Here is a 15267-nt window from a genome sequence, read left to right as displayed (position 1 = left end):
TCGGCCTGTGATTCGATCGGCACGTGATTCGTGTGTGATCGGGCAGCGAGCGGCTGTCTCATCGTCATTCGGCGGGGCCTCAATGCAGCTTCTGCCCCACGCACCAGATCTCGAAATAGCGCCGCATAACCTCGCGGGCCTGCGGCGGATAGTCCAGGGCCTCGACCTGACCCATCCCCTCGCGGAAGAAATCCGGCGCGTCCTCGCGCAGGTGCTCGACGACGGACTGGAAGGACTCCTCCATCAGCAGCGGCTGATGGCTGCGGGTCGCGACGATGGCGCGATTGAGCAGGAGGATGCGCCAGGGGCGCTCGGGATTGCTGGATTCGAGCTCCAGGGCGCGCTCGATGCCGATCCCCTTCATGACCTCTGTCAGCAGGCCATAAAGCTCGGCGAGCTGGCTCGGTGCACGCAGGTGGTTGGCGAGGTGTGCCGCGGCATTGACGACGGGCTCTGGGTGCTTCAGCTCGGATCCGCGTCGCAGCATCCAGCAGGTCAGTGGCAGACAGAGCTGCTCCACGCCGCGGGCGTGGTGTGTGAGATGGAGTTGCTCGGCCAGGCCGGCGAGCTGAGTGAGCAGCCCGAGACCATGCTCGAGCAGCACCTCGGGATCCGATCCGGTCGCTGCGCGGAGATGCTCCGCGAAGTCGCCTGGGGAGCCGGCGTCGGCGCCTCGGATGATGTCGATGAGCCGCGCGAGCCCATCGAGCAGGACGTGAGGCGCGGGCTCGACCCTGTCCGTGGAGTCCTCGAAGGCGCGCTGGATCTCGTCACTCAGGTCGTTGAGCCTGTCGGCGATATAACTGATGTCGATCGGTGGCAGCATCGTGTCTGGTCGTCCCCGGGCACCCTGCGGTGGCTGGGTGGTTGCCCGCATGCAGGAATGAACCCAAGCGCCTCTCCGACTTGGGTTGAGTCGAGCAGGCTCCTGGGAGCCCGTTCGGCTTAGGATGAGCTGGAAGCTGACAGCGCCTTTTCGAAAGGAGCCTGTCCTGGGAAGCATAGCAATCCGATTGGCCTCCGTCTTGCGTAACGGCGCACGCGCCTTGCTGGCTTCGGGTAAACTAGTGCAATGAAGCCAATCCCTGATCTGCATTCCCACTCGACGGCCTCCGATGGCACGCTCTCGCCCGAAGCCCTGGTGCGGCGCGCCGCGTCGGCGGGTGTTCGGGTGCTCGCCCTGACCGACCACGACACCACCGAGGGTTTGGAGGAGGCGACTGGCGCCGCCCAGGCGCTCGGCATGGTGCTGGTGCCCGGCGTCGAGATCTCGGTGACCTGGGGCGTGCGCACCGTGCATGTCGTCGGCCTCAACGTCGACCGCCACAATGGCGTTCTCAGCCAGGGGCTGGCGCGTGCCATGGAGCAGCGTGCCTGGCGGGCCGAGGAGATCGGACGCAAGCTCGCCAAGCACGGCGTTGAGGGCGCCTACGAGGGTGCCAAGGCGCTCTCCAACGGCCGCTTGATCGGGCGGACGCATTTCGCCCGGTTCTTGGTCGGCCAGCGTCTGGCGGCCTCGACGGGCGAGGTGTTCAAGCGTTTTCTGACGCGCGGGAAGCCGGGGCATGTGTCGGTTCAGTGGGCCACGCTCGAGGAGGCGGTAGGCTGGATTCGCGCGGCCGGTGGGCAGGCCGTGATCGCGCATCCGGCCCGCTATGATCTGACGCGCACCCGAATGCTGAGGCTAATCGGCGAATTCCGCGAGCTGGGCGGGGTCGGTATCGAGGTGGTGACCGGCAGCCATAGCCGGGACGATGCCTTCACCTTCGCGCGTCATGCGCGGGAGCAGAGGCTCCTGGCCTCCGCGGGCTCCGACTTCCACGGACCCGAGAATCCCTGGGTCGAGCTGGGCCGCCTGCCCGCGCTGCCGCAGGGTTGTACCCCCATTTGGCAGGACTGGACCTGTCTGCCGGACGACGCGGCCTCAGTGCGCGCCGCCGTCGGCTGAGGAGGGCTGGATGGCTCAATTCTTCCAGATTCACCCCGAGAATCCGCAGGCTCGCCTGGTGCGCCGGGCGGTCGAGATCCTGCTCGAGGGCGGTGTCGTGGTCTATCCCACGGATTCCTCCTACGCGCTGGGGTGTCAGATCGGCGAGAAATCCGCCATGGAGCGGATCCGGCGCATCCGCCGCGTGGATGACAAGCACCACTTCACGCTGGTCTGTCGCGACCTCTCGGAGATCACCACCTACGCGAAGATCGACAACCAGGCCTTCCGTCTCTTGAAGACCTTGACGCCCGGCCCCTACACCTTCATCCATGAGGCCACCAAGCAGGTGCCCAGGCGCCTGCTGCATCCCAAACGCAAGGCGATCGGGATCCGCGTGCCTGATAATGCGATCTGTCGCTCGCTCCTGGGCGAGCTCGACCAGCCCATTCTCAGCACCACGCTCATCCTCCCCGATGACGATCTGCCCATGACGGATCCCTACGAGATGCGCGACATCCTCGACAAGCATGTCGACCTCATCATCGATGGCGGCTTCTGCGGGATGGAGCCCACCACGGTGGTCGATATGATCTCGGATCCGCCAGCCGTTCTCCGAACGGGCAAGGGCGACCCAACGTTGTTCGAGCAATGATGCAAGCCCTGAATCACATCCAACTCCTGGCCGTGCTCGCCATCCCCGTGCTCTTTGCGATCACGGTCCATGAGGCGGCTCACGGCTGGGTCGCCAGTCGACTCGGGGACAAGACCGCCCTCATGCTCGGCCGGGTCACCTTCAATCCCATCAAGCATGTGGATCTGATGGGCACCCTGGTGGTGCCCATCCTGACCTTCTTTCTGGCGGGCTTCCTGTTCGGCTGGGCGAAGCCGGTGCCGGTGAACTGGCGCAACCTCAAGAACCCGCGCCGCGACATGGCGCTGGTCGCGATCGCCGGCCCGGGTGCCAACCTGCTGATGGCGATCGGCTGGGCCTTGATCATCAAGCTGGGCCTCGTGATCCTGGACGGCAGCCAGTGGCTGGCTCTGCCGCTGATCTACACTGGCGCGGCCGGCGTCGTGATCAACGTCTTTCTCATGGTCCTGAACCTCTTCCCGCTGCTTCCGCTGGATGGCGGGCGCGTCCTCAGCTCCCTGCTGCCGCGGCCTGTGGCTTACCAGTTCTCACGTCTCGAGCCCATCGGGCTCATCATCCTCGTCGCCCTTCTGGTGACCGGGCTCCTGGGCTCCTTGCTGCTGCCGGTCGTCACGGCCGTGATCAATCTGCTGCCGGGCTCGGGGGTCGTGAGAGAGCTCTTCTTCGTCTGACACGAGGTCGTTGAACCCTTGGCTTCCGTTTCTGCTCAAAATGCGCGCGTGCTCTCGGGCATGCGTCCCACCGGCCGTCTGCATCTCGGCCACTTCCACGGCGTCCTCAAGAACTGGCTGGAGCTGCAGCACGAGTACGAGTGCTTCTTCTTCGTCGCCGACTGGCACGCGCTCACCACGCACTACGAAGATCCGACCATCATTCCGGACAGCTCCCGCGAGATGGTCATCGACTGGCTCGCCGCGGGGATCAACCCGGGGTCGGCGACCATTTTCGTGCAGTCGCGCGTGCCAGAGCACGCGGAGCTGCACCTGCTGCTCTCCATGATCACCCCCTTGGGCTGGCTCGAGCGTGTGCCGAGCTACAAGGACCAGCAGGAAAAGCTCAAGGAGCTGGACCTCTCGACCTATGGCTTCCTCGGCTATCCGCTGCTGCAGAGCGCGGACATCCTCATGTACAAGGCCGGTCAGGTGCCGGTCGGGGAGGATCAGGTCGCGCATGTGGAGCTGACGCGCGAGGTCGCGCGGCGCTTCAACCACATCTACGGTCGCGAAGCTGGCTTCGAGGAGAAGGCCGAAGAGGCCAAGAAGAAGATGGGCAAGAAGAACGCCAAGCTGTTCGACTCGCTCAAACGCCGCTATCAGGAGCAGGGCGACCAAGAGGCTCTGCAGGTGGCCCGCGCGCTGCTCGATGGTCAGGGCAACATCACCCTGTCCGATCGGGAGCGCCTCTTCGGCTACCTGGAGGGCGGTGGGCGCATCATCCTGCCCGAGCCCCAGGCGCTGCTGACCAAGGCCTCGAAGATGCCGGGCCTGGACGGTCAGAAGATGTCCAAGTCCTACAATAACACCATCGCGTTGCGCGATGAGCCAGCGGTGGTCGAGAAGGCCCTCAGGACCATGCCGACCGACCCGGCGCGGGTGCGTCGCACCGATCCCGGCAACCCCGATAAATGCCCGGTCTGGCAGTTCCATCAGGTCTATTCGAACGATGAGGTGCGCGAGTGGGCGCAGCAGGGCTGCCGCTCGGCGGGCATCGGTTGTATCGAATGCAAGCAGCCGATCATCGATGCCGTTCTCGCCGAGCTGGTGCCCATCCAGCAGCGCGCCAAGGAGTACGAGGCGCAGCCCGATCTGGTGCGCAGCATCCTCAACGAGGGGTGCGACAAGGCGCGCGACGTGGCGCGCGAGACGATCGACGAGGTGCGTCACGCCATGTCGTTGGTGATGGTCTGAGCGCGGCCTGGCTCTGGCGGTTGGCGATGCGCGTGTCGGAGATGGGCGGCGTGCCACGCTGATGGAAGGGACGCGTTTGGCGCTGGTGGCCGCCGAGGTGGCTCGGGAGGCGGTCGACCGGGCGGGATCGGATATTGCGATGAAGGCCGCGCCGGACGGCGCGGTCGAGGTGCTGGGCGATCCGGCCGTCGGCGTCCAGCAGGAGCTGCGATTCGCCGTCGTTCAGGGGGCACCGCTCTTGACACTCCCTCAGGATCTCTACATCCCGCCGGACGCCCTGGAGGTCTTCCTGGATGCCTTCGAGGGTCCGCTCGACCTCTTGCTCTACCTGATCAAGCGTCAGAACCTCGACATCCTCGATATCCCCATCGCCCAGATCACCGATCAGTACATGGAGTATGTCGAGATGATGCGCGAGATGCGCCTGGAGCTGGCCGCGGAGTACCTGGTGATGGCCGCCATGCTCGCCGAGATCAAATCCCGCATGCTGCTGCCGCGCGTCACGGCGGAGGAAGAGGAGGGCGCCGACCCGCGCGCCGAGCTGATCCGGCGGCTCCAGGAATACGAGCGTTTCAAGCAGGCCGCCCAGGATTTGGACGCGCTGCCGCGCATCGAGCGGGACGTCTTCAGCGTGCATGCCAGTGTTCCGCCTGGCTATGTGCAGCGCCAGCCCCCCGACGTGGATCTGCCCGAGCTGCTGCTGGCGCTGCGTGCCGTGATGTCGCGCGCCGCACTCTTCACCAGTCACAAGGTCGAGCGGGAATCCCTGTCCTTGCGCGAGCGCATGGCGCAGGTCATGGAGCGTCTGCGTGGCGGCGGATTCAGCCCCTTCGTGGACCTGTTCGATGACAGCGAGGGTCGCCCCGGTGTGGTCGTCACCTTCCTGGCCCTGCTGGAGCTGATCAAGTCGAGCATCGTGGAGCTGGTCCAGTCCGAGCCCTTCGCGCCCATCCACGTGCGGCTGCGCGAGTCCATGCATCAGGAGATCCATGACGCCCCCGCCGCTTAAGCAGATCGTCGAGGGCGCCCTGGTCGCGGCCGGAGTCCCTCTGACCCTGGATCAGATCCTCGGCCTCTTCCCCGAGGACGATCGTCCGGCGCGCGCCGAGGTCGCCGATGTCTTGCGGGAGCTGGAGCTCGACTATCAGTCGCGCGGAATCGAGATCGCGGAGGTCGCCGGCGGCTATCGCGTTCAGGTGCGCGCCAGCGTTGCACCCTGGGTCGCGCGGCTGTGGGACGAGAAGGCACCGCGTTATTCGCGCGCCTTGCTGGAGACGCTCGCGCTCATCGCCTACCGCCAGCCCATCACCCGTGGCGAGATCGAGGACATCCGTGGCGTCGCCGTGAGTACCAACATCGTCAAGACCCTCACGGAGCGCGAGTGGGTCCGCGTGGTTGGGCATCGCGACGTCCCCGGCCGACCGGCACTCTATGCAACCACGCGCAAGTTCCTCGACTATTTCGGGTTGCGCTCGCTCAACGACTTGCCGCCGCTCTCCGAGATTCGTGATCCGGAGTCTTTTCTCGGCGAAGCGCTGGCGTTGAAGGATCCAATGGATGAGGCATCGGATGAGGCGCGCCCCCGCGTCGCGCCCTCGACCGAAGACGCCTGAAGGCCGGCGCGCCGCGCCCGGCATCTCCGAATCATGACGTCGCGGGCACGGGCCGGCTCGACGCAGAACCCGGTCCGCCACGTCCCTGGTCACTAATCCCCGACCGCGATCCAATCGCCCGGAATCCAGTATGAGAAAGCACCGCCCAACCTCTTCCTTCGGCTCCACCGAGGAGCCGATTCGGCTCCAGAAACTCCTCGCAGAGGCGGGGCTCGGCTCGCGCCGCGAAGTCGAGAGCTGGATCACCGAGGGGCGCGTCCGCGTCAACGGCGGGCTGGCCAAGCTCGGCGATCGCGCCACGCCCGCCGACCGCATCCGCGTGGATGGGCGCGACGTCAAGATCCGCGGCAAGCGCGATGTCCAGCAGCAGGTCATCGCCTATCACAAACCCGAGGGCGAGCTGGTGACCCGGCGCGATCCGGAAGAGCGCCCGACCGTCTTCCGGCGGCTGCCGCGACCCAAGCAGGGCCGTTGGATCGCCGTGGGGCGGCTCGACATCAACACCTCGGGTCTTATCCTCTTCACCACCGACGGCGAGCTGGCCAACCGTCTCATGCATCCCTCGCAAGAGATCGAGCGCGAGTATGCGGTGCGTATCCTCGGCGAGGTCCCTCCGAGCACCCTTACCCGTCTCGCCGAAGGCATCGAGCTGGAGGACGGTCCGGCCAAGTTCGACGCCGTCACTGAACGCGGCGGCAGCGGTGCCAACCAGTGGTTCCACGTCGTTCTGCGCGAAGGTCGCAACCGCGAAGTCCGCCGCCTCTGGGAAGCCGCCGGTTGTACCGTCAGCCGCCTGATTCGCGTCCGCTACGGCAACATCGAACTCGGCCGCCGCCTCTTCACCGGCAACTGGCGGTCCCTGACGGATGAAGAGATCGCCGCCCTCATGCAGCTAGCCGGTCTCGAGCCGCCCAAACGCGCCCGTCCCAACAAACGTGGTCCGCACCCACTCAGCCACCACAAGCCGCATGCCGGGCATGGGCCGGGCGGTGGCCCGAAATGGGGCAATCCGCGGCGTTCGAAGTAGTTGAAGTTTCCTGTGTGACGTTTCGAGTGTGATGTTTCGAGGGTTCGGAACGGATCGCGTGTCACCGCTCTGCGGTGACACGCGTGAGTGGTGCTTGGGAGAGGCTCCTAGGACGTCGAGCGGCCGAGCTTCGGCCAGAGAAAGCCGGTGCTGGCTCGATAGGTCGCGTATTCCGGCAGGGTCCGGAGGAACTTACGCTCCTCGATCTTGGCCCGGATGACCTGGAGCACGACCGAGACCGCGAAGAGCCAGAGACCGACCGGCGTCCCCGAGAGGATGGCGACGCCCAGGATGTGGATGATCTCGCCGACATAGAGTGGATGGCGGATGCGTTTGTAGGGGCCTTCAGTGACCAGGGTCCGCACCGCCGCTCTCAAACCGAACGACCGCTTCAGATAGCTCAGCGCCCAGATGCTGGCGCCGGCTCCGATGAACCCCAGGACGAACCCGACCAAGCTCAGGTAGAAGCCATAGAACGGCGTGATCGCGCTCAGCCAGGCGAGCGTCTCTGGCGAATAGCCTGGCAGCAGCGCGTGCATGCTCGGAAAGAACAGGAGGGTGAAGCCGATCACCGGAACGAAGACCGTGATCAGCGGGAAGAGGTTCTCTAAGAGCCCCTCGGGGCGGCTCTTGGCCTCGTTGCGGACGATGAAGCTGTAGAACACGAGGGCGTCGAAGGCGATCGCCGTGATGAAGTAGAGCAGATAGGACAGCTGATTGGTCAGGTAATAGAGGGCGCCTGGCCCGTAGACGTCGAGCGTGTCGATGTGGCGGAGAAAGAACCAGAGGCGTTCGTCGCCGCTCAGGTAGCTCCAGAGCGAGTAGATCTTGGTGCAGACGACCAAGGCGAAGAAGGCGATCGGTGCGCCGTCTCGCTTGAGTTTCGCTGTGAATGTCATGGCCGGAATCCTCGATGACAGCCCTGTGGATTGGCAGGCCTGGGTGTTGGACCAAGCTGGCTCGGGTGGACGACCCGTCCGCTCGCTAAAGATAGCCTGAGACGGGCGGGGCGCCTAGGCGTCTCGCGAGCCGGCGGCGGCTGCCTCGACGGCATTCAAGCCAGGCGGAGAACGGTCGTGATCGGAGGGCGCGGCAGCCTCGCGTCGATGAGATTTCTTCGGCAAGTCCGAGTGATGCAGTGAGCAGATGCCGGAAACCGGAACGGCATCACAGGATCGTCGCGCATTTTCAGGATGATGAGGATCCTTGGGTGTCGGCAGGCGCTGGATGCTTGGCGGGCTGCGCGGGGTGCTTCGCTTCCAAGGAAGCCGCTGCCGAGGGTCGTTCGATGCCGCCTGTGCGCCCATGTGATCGATGTGTATCCATGTGATCGATGTTCACCCACGTGATCAAGATGCTGCATCGAGCACAAAAGGTGGCGAGGGACTATCCTGGATCAGGAGCAGGGCGCCCGTCGTCGACTGATCCTCGTTGCCGCGCGCGTCCACGGGGAGAGACGGTGTCCGAGCACCTGCGGCTAGCGTCAGGCGCTTTCGCCTGCTGTGCGCCGAGGTGGAGAAGTCGCCAGTCGGCGCAGGGGCTTATCACGGAATTCGAGGCGTGACAGAGACAGAATCGCAATTCATCGATGTCGACGCGCTCTGCGTCGGCATGTTCATCTATCTGGATCTTGGCTGGATCGGTCATCCGTTCGCCTTGAATAGCTTCAAGATCGTTTCGACGAGTCAGATCGAAACCATTCGCGGTCTGGGGCTGACGCGGCTGCGCTGGTCGCCGGCAAAGAGCGAGCTGCCGCAGCCCGAGTCCCCCGCGGCGGCCGCGGCGCCCGTGGCCGTGCTCTCCGTGGTCGAGGAACGGCGCAAACGCCTGCTTGCACAGCAGCTTAGTCTGGAGCGCTGCGACCGTGATTTCTCCGAGGCGACGCGCGCCTTCCGCGACATCCTCACGCGGGTGCGGACCGACCCGGCGGCCGCGCGGGCGCGGGCCGAGACGATGGTGGGCGCGCTGGTCGACAATCTTCTCGATCAAAGCGAGTCCTTCATCCGGCTGCTCTCGGAGAAGGCCGGCGAGCAATCCTCGCTGCATGCGATCAATGTCACTCTGGTTTCGCTGCTGCTCGGCAGACGCCTCGGCTTCGACAGCGCGGCCCTGCAGTGCCTGGGGCTGGGTGCGCTCTTGCACGACATCGGCAAGCTCGAGCTGCCGAACCGCCTGCGCTGGCGCGAGGAGGGATTCACCACCGCCGAGCGCAATCTGTACAAGCAGCACGTCGCCGAGGGGGTCGAGGTCTCGGCGCGGATGGGTCTGCCGGACGAGGTGCGTTGCATCCTGGCGCAGCATCACGAGCACGCGGACGGGAGCGGCTTTCCGCAACGGCTGAGCGGGGATGCCCTCACGCCTGCCGCCGCGATCGTGGCCCTGGTGAATTACTACGACAACCTCTGCAATCCCTCCAACCCCTTGGCGGCGATGACGCCGCATCAGGCGCTGTCCCTGATCTTCGCGCAATCCCGTGCCAAGTTCGAAGCCAAGACCCTGGAGACCTTCATCCGCATGATGGGGGTCTATCCGCCTGGCTCCGTGGTGATGCTGACCGACGACCGCTATGCGCTGGTGGTCTCCGTGAGCGCATCGCGCCCCCTGAAGCCCCGAGTGCTCATCTATGACCCCCGGGTGCCGCGCGAAGAGGCGCTGGTGGTCGATCTCGAAGCGCACCCGGATCTGGGGATCCGCCAGAGCCTCAAGCCGGTGCAGTTGCCGCGTGCCACCTTCGACTATCTCTCGCCGCGTCAGCGCATGTGCTACTTCTTCGAGCGTGCCCGTGATCCGGCCGAGGGGCGGGAGGGGGTATGAGCGGGATGCCTGAGCGATCCGCCCAGGCCCAGGGCGCCGCGGACACCACCCTGGCCAACTGCCTCGGGCTCTGGCAGCCCTTGATCGAGGCGTTGATCGAGGCCGTGTGGCTGGTCGACGCCGGTGATCTGCGCATCCTGGCCGCCAATGGGGCGGCGGTGGAGTTGCTCGGGATGTCGCGGGAGTGCTTGGTCGGGCGTGCGGTGACCGAGCTTGCGTCCACCCCGGAGGACGTCTTCTTCTGGGAGGACATCGCGGCGGGCCGCACCGACACGCTCTTGTCCGAGACCCTGCTGCGCCGCGGGGACCAAACCCTGGTCACGGTTGTGCGCCGCGTCAGCCAGGTGGCCTCGATCGAGGGCGTGCCCGTTTATCTGGTGGGGATCATCAACCAGAGCGCGCATCGCGCGGTCGAGGCGGAGTTGGAGAAGCTGGTCGCCGAGCTTCGCGCGACCCTGGAATCGACCGCCGACGGGATCCTGGTGACCGATCTCGACGGTGCGGTCCGCGGCTTCAATCAGCGCTTCGCCGAGATGTGGGGGCTGCCCGAGGCGCTCCTGACCGCGCGCGACGATGCCGGGATCTATGCCTGGATGGCGTCGGCGGTCGTGGATGTCGGCCACTATGCCGCGCGGATCAGTGCGATTCGCCACAATCCCCTGCTGGAGGCATCGGATGTCCTGGCGCTGCGCCGTGGCAGCGTCCTCGAGCGGGTGACCTTGCCGCAATATGCCCGTGGCCGGCCGATCGGTCGCGTCTATTCCTTCCGCGACATCACTCGGCGACTCGCCGATGAGAAGCGGCTCAAGCTCGCGGCCCGCGTCTTCGAGGCCAGCCTGGATGCCATCTTCGTCACCGATGCCGACTTTCGCATCGTGACGCTGAATCCGGCCTGCGAGCGCATGATCGGCGACTGGGCGCTGGCCCTGACCGGGCAGCCGCTCACCGACATTCTGCCGCTCTGGACCGGGGCGCGACCCCATGCGGACATCGAGGAGGCACTGGCGCGCCATGGCGTCTGGCAGGCCGAGGTCGCGCAGCGCACCAAGAGCGGCTCGGCCTTTCCCTGCCTGGTCTCGCTGGTGCGGGTGCTGGATGCTGGGGCGCCGATCCACTACGTCGCCTTCGTCAAGGACCTGTCGGAGGCGGTCGCGGCACGCCAGCGGATCGAGCAGCTCGCCTACACCGACGGCCTCACCGGTCTGCCCAACCGGATTCGCCTCACCGAACGGATCGAGTTCGCCATCGACCTCGCCCGCCGCGAGGAAACCGGCTTTGCCGTCCTCTTCATCGATCTCGATCGGTTCAAGCAGATCAACGACTCCTTGGGGCATGTCTTCGGCGATCAGGTCCTGGTCGAGGTGGCGCGGCGCATCCAGGGCTGCCTGCGGCAAGTGGACACCACGGCTCGGCTCGGCGGCGACGAGTTCGTGTTGCTGCTGCACCGCGCGGATGGTCTTGGGGCGGAGAAGACCGCGCGCCGTCTGCTGGAGGCCATGGGGCAGCCGTTCGACATCGCTGGCATGAAGTTCTCCCTCACGGTCAGTATCGGCATCGCGCTCTATCCCGAGGATGGCGCGACCCTCGACGACCTGATCAAGAACGCCGACAGCGCCATGTACGACGTCAAGGAGCGTGGCCGCGGGGACTTCCGCTTCTACCGGCGCCAGATGAACGTGGATCTCCTGGCGCGGATGAAGATCGATCACGCCATGCGCGAGGGGCTGACGCATGCGCGCTTCCGCCTCGCCTACCAGCCGCAGGTCGATCTGCGCAGCGGGCGTATCGTCGGTGCCGAGGCACTGCTGCGCTGGAACGACCCCAGCCTGGGCGAGATGTCGCCCGGCCAGTTCATTCCCATCGCCGAGGAGACGGGCTTCATCGTCGCCCTGGGCGGGTGGGTGTTGCGCGAGGCGATCCGCCAAGGCGAGCAATGGCAGGCTAGGGGCATGGCATTGACCATGTCCGTGAACGTCTCGGCCGCCCAGTTCCATCAGGATGGCTTCATCGATGCCTTGGCGGAATGTCTCGCCAACAGCGGCCTGTCGCCTGGACAGCTGGAGCTGGAGTTGACAGAGTCGATCCTGATCCAGAACGTCGAGGAGACCCTTGTGCGGCTCGACGCGCTGGTCGCGTTCGGCGTCAAGCTCGCCGTCGACGACTTCGGCACCGGCTATTCCAGCCTGGCCTATCTCAAGCGATTTCCCATCCACCGGCTCAAGATCGACCGCTCCTTCGTGCAGGACATCCCGGACGACGAGAGCGACGCCGCCATCGCCACCGCCGTGATCAATCTGGGGCGCGCCCTCAACCTGCGCGTGATTGCCGAGGGGGTCGAGAACGACACCCAGCGCCGCTTCCTGCTGGACGCCGGCTGCGACGAGTTCCAGGGGTATCTGGTCGCCCCAGCCATCTCCCCCGAGGACTTTCTGACCTTGGTGGAGGAGATTGGGCTGGCCGAGGATCCCACGCGGACCGCTCACTTCGACGCGGGCTGAACCGACTCCTTAGCTGCATTTCGCGCCATTCGTCTCAGGTCAGGAGGTGCGCGCGGCGCTATCGCTTGAGCGCCAGCACCAGGACGCCGCTGGCGACCAGACCGATTCCCAGCCAATCGCGCGGCGAGGGACGCTCGCCGAGGAAGATGACGGCGAAGATGGCGACCAGGACGAGGCTGAATTTGTCGACGGGCGCCACCTTGGAGGCATCTCCCAGCTGCAGTGCCCGGAAGTAGCACACCCAGGAGGCGCCGGTCGCCAGACCGGACAGGGTCAGGAAGATCCAGGTCTTGGCGCCGAGGGCGAAGGGATTGGTCCACTTTCCGGCGAGCCAGACGAAGGCCGAGAGCACGACGACGATCACGAAGGTGCGTATCAGCGTCGCGAGATCGGAATCGACACCGCGGATGCCGATCTTCGCGAAGATGGCCGTCAAGGCCGCGAAGCCGGCCGAGAGGATGGCCCAGATGAGCCAGTTGGTCGAGGTCGTCATGGCGTCGCGTCCTGGAGTGACGGTGATCGACGGCGGCATTCTCCCGCGGGGCACATTAAAGAAGTCTGGCGGTGGGATTAATTCGCGGTAATGGCCTCTCCGACTGACATCTACCGATCGTCATGCCGGGTCGGGATGTGGATGTCATCACATTGCCGGGAGGCGAAATGCATTACAACACCCGAGTGGGCGAGGGTGTTGCGATGGAGGTCCTGGAGCAGGGGGATGACAGGATGGTGCTGACCATCGGACTCCGGCTTCGGCGCTCGGCGCGCATCCCCAATGCGCATGACTCGGGGGCGCCAGTCGGTGGAGCTGTTCTTCGGGGCCAGGCCCGCGTCAATTCATGAATGCAACCGGCAGGGACAGATACTCGTGGCAAAGACAAAGACACTTTCGACAGACGATATTCTCGTGATGCTCTGTACCTCCGTCAAAAAGGTCCTCTCGGCCGCGACGCAGTCCGACATCAAATACTCACCCATGGTGCAGAAGATCACGCGCACCTGCCTGCGCCCGGACATCGGCTGCTTCGTGCTGTTCGACGGCGGCTTTTCCGGGCTGGTCCTCATGAACTTCTCGTCGCAATCGGCGATGGAGCTCTACCGGACCTACATGATGGCCATGGGGATGCCGGAGTCCGAGCTCGCCACCCAGCACACCTCGGACGAGGTCGGCAATATGCTGGGCGAGCTGATGAACCAGATCGTCGGGGATTTCACCGGTAAGGTGGGGCATGAGCTGATGGTCTCGATCAACCAGAATCAGCCGAAGATGCTCGCCATCAACAAGGAGGTCCTGGTCAGCATCGATACCAATCTGGATCGCGCCCAGGCGCGCCGCGTCTCCTTCACGACCGAGCGCCATCATGTCTTCTACATGGAGCTGGCCATGGACAGGACGGAGTTCATCCAGCTGCACGAATTCGAGCGCGAGGAGGTCGATCCGGACCGCATCGTCGAGGAGATGGGCCGGCGCACCGTGGCGGCGACGACGCGCGAGGATCTCGTGGATCAGGCGCTGTTGGATGAGCTAGGGATCTAGTGGTCTCCGTCAAGGGCGGCGAATAGGCTCGCCCTCGATGGCCGTGACCTGGAGCGGATGGCCAGGATGCGTCGAGCACGCACCGGGCTCGAACCCTGCGTCGGCGCTGAACGGGCATGCCCGGGTTGCAGGCTTGGCGCTGGGATCTGCGTGCGAATCCGTGATTCGCAGCAGATGCGATCACCGGTGATCCCGGTTCTCGTTCCTCGATCGAGCCGTCGACGCGGCTCCGTTGCCGTCTGTCTCAGGGTGCCTGGCGGCACCCGGTCTCTTCACTTCCCCGTCATCTGTTTCGCGCGTCCGATGAGTTCATCGATCTCGCGCTCCGCCATCGCCCAATCTTCCGCGTCATGTCCAGGGGAGAAGTTGCGCTTTTCCGCTCGGTAGTAGGCGGCTTCCTTGATCATGTCGAGCCGATTCTCTGGGGACACAGTTGCGAGCTGGCGGAGACTGCCCGTATGCGTGGGGTCGGCCGCGGTCTTTTCGGGTGCCGGCGTGTCGCGCTTCTGGATCGGCTTGGAGGCCGTGGCGGCCGGCTTGACCGCGGCCTTCTTGGCCGCCGACTTCGACGACGTCTTCTTCGCGACCGGCTCGGTCGTGCTCGCTGCCGCGGCGTTCGCCGCGGCCTTGGTCTCCGGCTCGCCGACAGTCGTCTTCTTGGCCGCTGTTTTCTTTGGAGCCGCTTTCTTGGCCGCCGTTTTCTTGGTCACGATCTTGTCGTCAGCCATGTCTCTCGCTTGCCTCTTGAATACTGGTTTCGTTCGATGTGATGGCCACGATTGCCTCAATAGTCAAATGGTCAAATGGCCGCTGAGAACCTGGGGAGGGTGTTGACTCAGACCCCCATAGAATACACGCAATCCGGCGCGCTTCAGGCGTTTTTGGACCGGCGTGCCGGATCGTTCCGCCCGCTGGCGTTCCGCGCGGTGCCGTGCCGACGGCCGCCTGAAACGCAAGCATCGACGAGCGCTCCGCAACCCCACCCTGGGCCTCGCCTTGGACGTCGCATGGCAAGCGCATTCGCGGATCATTCGAGCCAGCGCACCAGGTAGTAAACGCGCTGCCCCTCGGACGAAGGGGAGGGGCCGTAGACCAGCGCGGGCAGGAGCTTGGCTTGCGCGTCGGCGCCGGCCCGCGCCGCGGCTTCATCATCGACCAAGACCACGCAGCCTTCTGGAAACCGCGCTCGATTGCGCCGCGGGTTGCGGATCAGCGCAAAGTGCTCGGCCAGCGATCTGGATTCTGGATCGACGAGGATCTGGGGCATTGGGTGGGGACAGATGTCAGGG

Annotated in this window: 15 protein-coding genes; 10 read left to right on the top strand and 5 right to left on the bottom strand. The window is 65.4% G+C overall.

What is annotated here, in order from left to right; translation table 11 throughout:
• Window positions 1–79: 79 nt before the first annotated feature.
• Entirely contained in the window at window positions 80–826 is a 747-nt protein-coding gene (locus CKO23_RS09675) for a hypothetical protein (RefSeq protein WP_200330465.1), read from the bottom strand.
• A gap of 246 nt (window positions 827–1072) precedes the next feature.
• Here CKO23_RS09675 and CKO23_RS09670 point away from each other — a divergent pair, with 246 nt between their 5' ends.
• From CKO23_RS09670 to rluB, 7 genes are all read left to right on the top strand, one after another.
• Window positions 1073–1948, top strand: a complete 876-nt coding sequence (locus tag CKO23_RS09670) for a PHP domain-containing protein (protein WP_200330463.1) — start codon at window positions 1073–1075, stop codon at window positions 1946–1948.
• Window positions 1949–1958: 10 nt separating this feature from the next.
• Window positions 1959–2582: an L-threonylcarbamoyladenylate synthase gene (locus CKO23_RS09665; protein WP_200330461.1), complete on the top strand. Its 624-nt coding sequence runs from the start codon at window positions 1959–1961 to the stop codon at window positions 2580–2582.
• Window positions 2582–3253: a site-2 protease family protein gene (locus CKO23_RS09660; protein WP_200330459.1), complete on the top strand. Its 672-nt coding sequence runs from the start codon at window positions 2582–2584 to the stop codon at window positions 3251–3253. Before CKO23_RS09665 ends, CKO23_RS09660 begins: the two co-directional genes overlap by 1 nt.
• A gap of 18 nt (window positions 3254–3271) precedes the next feature.
• Window positions 3272–4489 carry a tryptophan--tRNA ligase gene (locus CKO23_RS09655; RefSeq protein ID WP_200330457.1) on the top strand — a complete coding sequence of 406 codons (1218 nt, stop codon included), beginning with the start codon at window positions 3272–3274 and terminating at the stop codon, window positions 4487–4489.
• Between the two features lie 139 nt (window positions 4490–4628).
• A complete protein-coding gene (locus CKO23_RS09650) occupies window positions 4629–5498 on the top strand; it encodes a segregation and condensation protein A (protein ID WP_200330558.1) in 870 nt (289 codons plus the stop codon).
• Window positions 5479–6102, top strand: coding sequence for an SMC-Scp complex subunit ScpB (gene scpB / locus CKO23_RS09645; RefSeq protein WP_200330455.1), 624 nt, complete (start codon window positions 5479–5481; stop codon window positions 6100–6102). Before CKO23_RS09650 ends, scpB begins: the two co-directional genes overlap by 20 nt.
• Before the next feature lie 130 nt (window positions 6103–6232).
• Window positions 6233–7129 carry a 23S rRNA pseudouridine(2605) synthase RluB gene (gene rluB, locus CKO23_RS09640; protein WP_200330453.1) on the top strand — a complete coding sequence of 299 codons (897 nt, stop codon included), beginning with the start codon at window positions 6233–6235 and terminating at the stop codon, window positions 7127–7129.
• Window positions 7130–7236: 107 nt separating this feature from the next.
• On the opposite strand, the gene CKO23_RS09635 is transcribed toward rluB, so the two are convergent.
• The gene (locus CKO23_RS09635) at window positions 7237–8028 is read right to left on the bottom strand and encodes a methyltransferase family protein (protein ID WP_200330451.1); all 792 of its coding nucleotides are present in this window, start codon (window positions 8026–8028) and stop codon (window positions 7237–7239) included.
• A gap of 661 nt (window positions 8029–8689) precedes the next feature.
• Here CKO23_RS09635 and CKO23_RS09630 point away from each other — a divergent pair.
• Complete coding sequence (locus tag CKO23_RS09630) at window positions 8690–9943, top strand: HD domain-containing phosphohydrolase (protein ID WP_200330449.1); 1254 nt, start codon at window positions 8690–8692, stop codon at window positions 9941–9943.
• Between the two features lie 5 nt (window positions 9944–9948).
• Window positions 9949–12441: an EAL domain-containing protein gene (locus CKO23_RS09625; protein ID WP_200330447.1), complete on the top strand. Its 2493-nt coding sequence runs from the start codon at window positions 9949–9951 to the stop codon at window positions 12439–12441.
• A gap of 58 nt (window positions 12442–12499) precedes the next feature.
• Here CKO23_RS09625 and CKO23_RS09620 read toward each other — a convergent pair whose 3' ends face one another.
• The gene (locus CKO23_RS09620; protein ID WP_200330445.1) at window positions 12500–12934 is read right to left on the bottom strand and encodes an EamA family transporter; all 435 of its coding nucleotides are present in this window, start codon (window positions 12932–12934) and stop codon (window positions 12500–12502) included.
• 375 nt (window positions 12935–13309) lie between these two features.
• Between CKO23_RS09620 and CKO23_RS09615 the strand changes: the two genes are divergently transcribed.
• Window positions 13310–13978 carry a DUF3334 family protein gene (locus tag CKO23_RS09615; RefSeq protein WP_200330443.1) on the top strand — a complete coding sequence of 223 codons (669 nt, stop codon included), beginning with the start codon at window positions 13310–13312 and terminating at the stop codon, window positions 13976–13978.
• A gap of 272 nt (window positions 13979–14250) precedes the next feature.
• On the opposite strand, the gene CKO23_RS25560 is transcribed toward CKO23_RS09615, so the two are convergent.
• Both CKO23_RS25560 and CKO23_RS09605 read right to left on the bottom strand, forming a co-directional pair.
• A complete protein-coding gene (locus CKO23_RS25560) occupies window positions 14251–14706 on the bottom strand; it encodes a DUF2934 domain-containing protein (protein ID WP_242482332.1) in 456 nt (151 codons plus the stop codon).
• Window positions 14707–15005: 299 nt separating this feature from the next.
• Window positions 15006–15267 (bottom strand): hypothetical protein (locus CKO23_RS09605; protein WP_242482331.1); only part of this gene is annotated, 262 nt, incomplete at its 5' end.

Origin of the sequence: Thiocystis violacea (assembly GCF_016583565.1) — a bacterium.
GTDB classification, from domain to species: domain Bacteria; phylum Pseudomonadota; class Gammaproteobacteria; order Chromatiales; family Chromatiaceae; genus Thiorhodococcus; species Thiorhodococcus violaceus_A.
This window is presented reverse-complemented; position numbering and strand designations above follow the sequence as displayed.

Bases quoted from the DNA above. Each gene is read 5' to 3' on its own strand.
- CKO23_RS09675 (WP_200330465.1), bottom strand. From the start codon at position 826: ATGCTGCCACCGATCGACATCAGTTATATCGCCGACAGGCTCAACGAC.
- CKO23_RS09670 (WP_200330463.1), top strand. From the start codon at position 1,073: ATGAAGCCAATCCCTGATCTGCATTCCCACTCGACGGCCTCCGATGGC.
- CKO23_RS09665 (WP_200330461.1), top strand. From the start codon at position 1,959: ATGGCTCAATTCTTCCAGATTCACCCCGAGAATCCGCAGGCTCGCCTG.
- CKO23_RS09660 (WP_200330459.1), top strand. From the start codon at position 2,582: ATGCAAGCCCTGAATCACATCCAACTCCTGGCCGTGCTCGCCATCCCC.
- CKO23_RS09650 (WP_200330558.1), top strand. From the start codon at position 4,629: ATGAAGGCCGCGCCGGACGGCGCGGTCGAGGTGCTGGGCGATCCGGCC.
- scpB (WP_200330455.1), top strand. From the start codon at position 5,479: ATGACGCCCCCGCCGCTTAAGCAGATCGTCGAGGGCGCCCTGGTCGCG.
- rluB (WP_200330453.1), top strand. From the start codon at position 6,233: ATGAGAAAGCACCGCCCAACCTCTTCCTTCGGCTCCACCGAGGAGCCG.
- CKO23_RS09635 (WP_200330451.1), bottom strand. From the start codon at position 8,028: ATGACATTCACAGCGAAACTCAAGCGAGACGGCGCACCGATCGCCTTC.
- CKO23_RS09625 (WP_200330447.1), top strand. From the start codon at position 9,949: ATGCCTGAGCGATCCGCCCAGGCCCAGGGCGCCGCGGACACCACCCTG.
- CKO23_RS09620 (WP_200330445.1), bottom strand. From the start codon at position 12,934: ATGACGACCTCGACCAACTGGCTCATCTGGGCCATCCTCTCGGCCGGC.
- CKO23_RS25560 (WP_242482332.1), bottom strand. From the start codon at position 14,706: ATGGCTGACGACAAGATCGTGACCAAGAAAACGGCGGCCAAGAAAGCG.